Origin of the sequence: Alkalitalea saponilacus (assembly GCF_900168165.1) — a bacterium.
Taxonomy (GTDB): domain Bacteria; phylum Bacteroidota; class Bacteroidia; order Bacteroidales; family Marinilabiliaceae; genus Natronoflexus; species Natronoflexus saponilacus.
This window is the reverse complement of sequence record NZ_FUYV01000042.1, coordinates 1-5,377: the sequence shown is the minus strand read 5'-3', so window position 1 is coordinate 5,377 and position 5,377 is coordinate 1. Positions and strand designations below refer to the sequence as shown.

Annotated in this window: 7 protein-coding genes; 6 read left to right on the top strand and 1 reads right to left on the bottom strand. The window is 35.2% G+C overall.

Annotated features, from left to right (window positions below):
- Positions 1 to 260: helix-turn-helix domain-containing protein (locus B5X70_RS17250; protein WP_143255104.1), on the bottom strand; the 260-nt coding region annotated here is incomplete at its 3' end.
- A gap of 1,230 nt (positions 261 to 1,490) precedes the next feature.
- On the opposite strand from B5X70_RS17250, the gene B5X70_RS17245 reads away from it, so the two are divergent.
- From B5X70_RS17245 to B5X70_RS17220, 6 genes are all read left to right on the top strand, one after another.
- The gene (locus B5X70_RS17245) at positions 1,491 to 1,829 is read left to right on the top strand and encodes a type II toxin-antitoxin system HigB family toxin (protein WP_079559153.1); all 339 of its coding nucleotides are present in this window, start codon (positions 1,491 to 1,493) and stop codon (positions 1,827 to 1,829) included.
- A 1-nt stretch (position 1,830) separates the two neighbouring features.
- Positions 1,831 to 2,391, top strand: a complete 561-nt coding sequence (locus B5X70_RS17240) for a helix-turn-helix domain-containing protein (RefSeq protein WP_079559152.1) — start codon at positions 1,831 to 1,833, stop codon at positions 2,389 to 2,391.
- A gap of 284 nt (positions 2,392 to 2,675) precedes the next feature.
- Positions 2,676 to 4,193 carry an IS1182 family transposase gene (locus B5X70_RS17235; RefSeq protein WP_157666524.1) on the top strand — a complete coding sequence of 506 codons (1,518 nt, stop codon included), beginning with the start codon at positions 2,676 to 2,678 and terminating at the stop codon, positions 4,191 to 4,193.
- A 120-nt stretch (positions 4,194 to 4,313) separates the two neighbouring features.
- On the top strand, positions 4,314 to 4,625 hold the full coding sequence (locus B5X70_RS17230; RefSeq protein ID WP_079559150.1) for an alpha/beta fold hydrolase: 312 nt from the start codon (positions 4,314 to 4,316) through the stop codon (positions 4,623 to 4,625).
- A 138-nt stretch (positions 4,626 to 4,763) separates the two neighbouring features.
- Entirely contained in the window at positions 4,764 to 5,093 is a 330-nt protein-coding gene (locus B5X70_RS17225) for an alpha/beta fold hydrolase (RefSeq protein ID WP_079559149.1), read from the top strand.
- A gap of 49 nt (positions 5,094 to 5,142) precedes the next feature.
- Positions 5,143 to 5,377 (top strand): hypothetical protein (locus B5X70_RS17220; RefSeq protein ID WP_200812620.1); only part of this gene is annotated, 235 nt, incomplete at its 3' end.

Here is a 5,377-nt window from a genome sequence, read left to right as displayed (position 1 = left end):
ATATCTTCAAAGTAGAGCATCAGTTCATTATAACGCGGGTTTTTAATGGTTGTGTGCGATGGAAAAAGTTTGAGCAGCTCTGAGTTCTCCAGATCAAGAAGCTCTTCTTTACTGTGCTTACTGGCATTGAAAAGATGCACATAACCATTTATCGTGTTACGATGGATACTAAGCATACTACCAATCTTGCGATTGCTTAATCCATCCAAATGTAGTGTTAGAATCTGTTTTAAATCCATAAGATCAAGTGTATTGGCCATAACGCTTTTTTATTTGCGATATAGCAGTTTTATCTTGATCTCTCAAACTGGCACAAGTCGAACCGAAAACCTTTGACCAAAATGCCGAAAATAGTGGCACATTTTAAACCGAAATCACTGGCACAATGAAACCGAAATCGATGGCACATTTTGAACCGTTATAGCCAAACCTATTTAACCAGCTGACTTTTAAGACTTAGGCGCTGAAAATAAAATTGAGAATAGTCGAAAACTTCGATGATTTGATTTTTAAAGTATTGAAATTTTCGGAATCCGATATATGATGAAATATTCACAGAACTCTGAAAACCAATAATTAAGTGAAACCTTCGAGAAGAATATTTTTTAAAAGACTCGAAAATTTCGGTGGCTGAAAGTTTATAGATGGAGAAAATCGAAGATTTTCAAAATTTTTACGCGAAATGTTTGATGATTTCCCCATTTTTCTGGCTTCTAAAATTGTGATTTTTAATGAAAAACAGGACTTTGAGCACTGAATTTCATGAAATCATCTCTGAAAACCAGAAAAGTGAAGCTTTGCACTGAAAATTGAAGATTTACGAGATTTATAACCTAAAAATCGCTCGAAGACAGAATTTCAAAAATCATCGAGAAATTTAGGTTAAAAACAGAATTGAATGCTGAGATTTTTAACTGAAGACTGTTTTTCGAACTGAAAACTATTTTGCTTTGCTGAGTTGGTTTTTAACGGTCTGAAAACTGAATTCTTCGATGAAAAAAAAACGAAATCAAAGAAAACCACAGAAATTCCATAATTTCTCAACGATTGATAAATATGTATTTCGTTGAAAAAGATGTTTTTCGTGAATTTCAATTCTATCGCATGAACAAGATTCTGAATTTTTGAAAGACTTCTATTTTTTTGAAATTCTTTTGCTTCGAGAAATATGAATTTTGGCAGAAAACTTCAAGAAATACAGATAATTACTATTTTTAGAGTGAATTTCTAACGAATTGATTGAATTGAAATCGAAAGTACATACAACGGTGTGTATAACCAATGGCTTTGGTTCCGCTTAATAGTCACCCTCCTACCCCGCCTCATTTTTTGTAACGGCGGACAAGGACGCAGCCCGCAAAAAAGCCACTGGTCATACACAGGTACGTTAGCGAACATAAGCAGACTAGAACCATTGCATAAAAAACAAAACAAAGTTTCATGATATGTGAAACTATTTTCTTATCTTTGCATTGATTAAAACTAGGATTTTGGAATTATTAAGGAAACACATACTATTTAAACTCAAATCCAAGAATCGTGGCAATACTAAATTGAGCAAAGCGATTGATAAATTAATTTCAGATATTGAAAATGCCAATTGGACAAAACAGACTGATATTAAGGAAACTCGATTAGATGCTGATTGTGTGCATAGCGATGGATTTTACTTTTTTGACATAAATATTCATCGCACCATGATTTTGATAGTATTTGAGGATAACGAGGCAACTGTTATCTGGACTGGCTCACATGATGAGTATGATAAAGCTTTCAAAGGAAATAAGACAACGATTGAGAAATGGTTACGTGTTCAAAAACTAATTTAAAATGGATAAATTTTCAATACAAAACATAGAAAAGATTAACTCGCTGACAAGTGAACTGGAATATGAAAAAGCATCATCTTTGTATTTAAATCTTCGAGTTCTAGTAAAAGAAGATAAATCATATGAACCTATCCGCAGGCATTTACGTGGATTGATTAAAGATTATGAACAAACCAATTGGGCGGATGAAGATAAAATCACCGATAATCAAATAAAGGAGAGTGATTTAGCCGAAGTAATAGTGCAAGCAGAAAATCTGTTTTATCAAAAAAGAAAAGAACTGATTAAAACTAAATTAAAAGTTGCAGGATTAAATCAAAATGACTTGGCGAAAATTCTTGGCCATAGAAAAGGATATATGTCGGAGCTGATTAATGGACTGAGACCTTTTTCTAAAGAAGATTTAGTTATAATCAACCGATTATTTAAAATAAAATTCGAGGATTTAATTCCTACATTTATACAACAAGAAAGGGCTTCCCATATTAAAAAGACATTGGAGTCATTGTCTAACAATAAAATAAAATTGACAAGAAAAGACTTTGACTTACAAATGGCTTGATATTGAATTGACTACGCTCGCTAACATCATATATAAAATATTGAGGTTCAGGTGTTTATGCGAACCTTTTTGCCCCGCAACAGCTTTTGTAACGGCAGACAAGGACGCACACCGCAGCCCCAACATTTCATATATGTGACCGTCAGACTGCGCAAAAACCTCCAAATAGCATTTTTCTTCTATAATATTAACTTTATTAGATAACAGATTAACTTTTACTAAATTTTTGTTGACTATATCACTTAAATTGCTTAATTTCAATGCATAATACAAAACGATTTGTTATGCATCACATACCGAGTCAGAACCGAAATCAAATCCAAATGCTTTGTCTGGAGCAATGTGTTGAAAAAGAAAGCTTTGTAAGAGCCATTGATGCATTTGTAGATTTAATCGATTTGAAAAGCTTTGGTTTTAAGCATGTTACCACAAATGAGGAAGGACGCCCACCCTATCATCCAGCAACACTCTTAAAGTTGTATTTATATGGATACCGCTACGGGATACGTTCCTCTCGAAAACTAGAGTATCAGTCCAAATACAACCTGGAGGTCAAGTGGTTACTGTGTGGACAAACCCCTTCTAACCGAACCATAGACTATTTTCGGAAAGAATATGCAGAAGCCTTCACAAATGTGTTTCGAAAGTTTGTCTTTCTGCTAAAAGAGATGGGTCTTGTCGAGGGAAAAACCATTGCAGTGGACTCTTTTAAAATAAGGGCTCAGAATTCGTTGAAAAACAATTTCAATATTGCCAAAATAAAACGTCACAAGGAATATATCGACAACAGAATAGCTGAGTTTAAACGGGATTTGGATGAGGCACAGAACCAAGAAGAAAAGGCCGAACTCAGGCAAAAAATCGAGACGCAAAAAAAACGCAAAGCTAAGTACGAATCAATAGAGACGCAACTTATAGAAAGTGAGCAAGAACAAATTTCTCTAACCGATTCAGACTCCAGGGCAGTTATACTACACCGAAATATTGTTCAGGTAGGTTATACAATACAGGCAGCCGTGGATGCCAAAAAGAAGCTGATCACCAACCTTGATACAGCACAAGTCAACGACACCCGTGCTCTGGCTCCCATCGCTTTAAATACTAAAGCGTTGTTACAGGTTGAACAAATGGATATACTGGCCGACAAGGGTTATCATACCGGTGACCAGCTAAAGCAATGCGCTGATGCAAATATTCAAACTTTTGTATCTCCTAAAGATTCCTCATCTAGCTATGATGATATCTTTCCCATTTCACGTTTTATTTACAATCCCGACTCTGATTTATACACATGTCCGGCTGGGCAGCAACTTAGAACCAACAATATCTGGTACAAACACAGCAATAAGGGACGCTCACCTGCATTTCGTTTTAAGCGCTATGTGACCCCTAATTGTAAGGATTTCCCCATGCGTAGTCGATGCACCAAAGGCAAACAAAACGGAAGAGCTATTGATAGAAGCGAATATGCAGACGTTATAGCTCAGAATGCTGCCAGAGTTAATAAAAGTCCGGATTATTATCGCTTACGTCAGCAGTTAGCTGAGCATCCTTGGGGAACCATGAAGCGACAATGGGGTTTTGATCATGTATTAGTACGGGGTAAAAAGCAGGTATTGGGTGAGGTAAGCTTGATATTTACCTGTTATAATATGATTAGGTGCATCAATATTTTAGGCCAGCAGGGATTTTATGAAATACTGGCAAAGGCTCGGAAACAACCAAAAAAGGATTCAAAACAACCATATTTAGGCAAAATTATGCCATTTTATGACAAAAACATTTTGATACCGGCCGCATAGTAAAAAACGGGTTTCCAAAAATAGAATCTCAATTTCTCATAAAACCGTATCTTGGATGTGAAATTTGAGAGTTTTTGCGCAGACTCCCGTTATAGCGCATTTTAGAATCCATACAGCAAATTGGAAACAATAAGAAAATACGGACAAAAACCATTTCAAATTGGACTATTACATGGAGGACCAGGAGCTTCAGGAGAAATGAAACCTGTAGCCATGAATCTTTCCGTAGATTTTGGAATTATTGAATTTCTTCAAACTGAAAAATCTATAGATGGTCAGATAGAAGAATTACATAAACAAATAACTTTATGTGCTGACTTGCCAATTACTTTGATTGGGCATTCATGGGGGGCATGGCTCGGATTTTTATTTGCAAGTAAATACCCTGATTTAGTAAAAAAGTTGATTTTGATTAGTGCTGGGGCTTTTTAAAAAAAATACAACAATGATTTAATAAAAACACGACTATCAAGACTAAGTGAGCATAACAGATTAGAAGCAGAAAGATTAAATACTATCATTAATTCAGGAAATTCTGATAATGGCATTCTAAAACAATTCGGGAGGCTAATGGCGATTGCTGATTCATATGATTACTTACCTTTTGATGATGACTCGGTTAAATTAAACATTGAGATACATCAATCAATTTGGACAGAAGCTTCAAAATTAAGAGAGTCAGGAGAGTTGATTAACTTTGCGGACTTGATTTCTATTCCAGTTGTGGCAATTCATGGTGACTATGATGCCCATCCAATCGACGGAGTGAAAATCCCTCTATCTAAAAGACTTACTGACTTTCGCATAATTACTATAACGAAATGTGGACATACACCATGGCATGAACGATTTGCAAAAAACATCTTTTTTGAGATTTTAAGGAAAGAATTAGCGAACTAAAGTTCCAATCTGGTATTGCAGCCTAAAGGAGAGACTCTACCTTTGTATAATGAACAATACATTTTACAAGCAATACAAAGAGCATATTGCATTAACATATAACTGCTTTGACAGATTGGTTTTTAATGGCTATATACTTGGTACATACAAAGACTCCAATATTGTCCAACTACTGAAGAATCTGAATTTCAGCAAACTTACCAATGGGGTTGTGCGTTGCTTAACAGACCAGCTTAATGCTCATATAAAACAGTACGCAATCCACAATAATATTCCTGTTATCT